Consider the following 854-nt stretch of genomic DNA (forward strand, 5'->3'; position numbering starts at 1 on the left):
AGGGAATTTAAAAGGTTCATCAGTTGGATATAAAAAAATTGAATTTACTTTTTTAGAGAATAAAAATGAAAATATTTACTTTACTGATAGTCTACATCTTGAACCGAGCGAGGATAAATAATCATCTTTTAACCAGAATATGAAATCAATCCAGGACAACCTAATAAAAGGAGAGAGTTGTAAGGTTATGAAGTGTTTAAGTAAATGGGCATTTTACATTAATTTTTTGATATTAGTTATTAGTATTACTGCTGGTTGTGGCATAGGTAAAGAAGCGGAAATTAAGAAAAGTTTTGAAAAAACATTGAGTATGTACCCTATTAAAAATCTAGAGGATTTATACGATAAGGAAGGCTATCGTGATGATCAGTTTGATAAAAATGATAAAGGCACATGGATTGTTAATTCGGAAATGGCGACTCAAAATAAGGGAGAAGCTTTAAAAATTAAAGGTATGGTCTTGTATATGAATAGAAATACCAAAACAACAAAAGGATATTATTATGTAAATGCAATAAAGAATGATAAAGACGGAAGACCCCAAGAGAATGAAAAAAGGTACCCAGTTAAAATGGGCGATAATAAAATCATTCCAACTAAAGAAATTAAAGATGAAAAAATAAAAAAAGAAATCGAAAGCTTTAAGTTTTTTGCGCAATACAGCAATTTTAAAGATTTAATGAATTATAAAGATGGAGATATATCATACAATCCAGAGGTGCCGAGTTATTCAGCTAAATATCAATTAACTAATGATGATTATAATGTAAAGGAATTACATAAAAGATATGACATACCAACAAATAACGCGCCGAAGCTGTTGTTGAAAGGTACAGGGAATTTAAAAGGTTCAT

Annotated in this window: 2 protein-coding genes; both read left to right on the forward strand. The window is 29.3% G+C overall.

All coding sequences use genetic code 11. From position 1 onward, the window contains the following. On the forward strand, positions 1-121 hold a 121-nt coding region (locus tag HMPREF3247_RS14105), incomplete at its 5' end, for a Csa1 family protein (protein WP_141762806.1). A 66-nt stretch (positions 122-187) separates the two neighbouring features. Then, on the forward strand, positions 188-854 hold a 667-nt coding region (locus tag HMPREF3247_RS00885; protein ID WP_070866165.1), incomplete at its 3' end, for a tandem-type lipoprotein.

This window comes from Staphylococcus sp. HMSC36A10 (assembly GCF_001838845.1).
In the GTDB taxonomy this organism is placed as follows: Bacteria; Bacillota; Bacilli; order Staphylococcales; family Staphylococcaceae; genus Staphylococcus; species Staphylococcus aureus.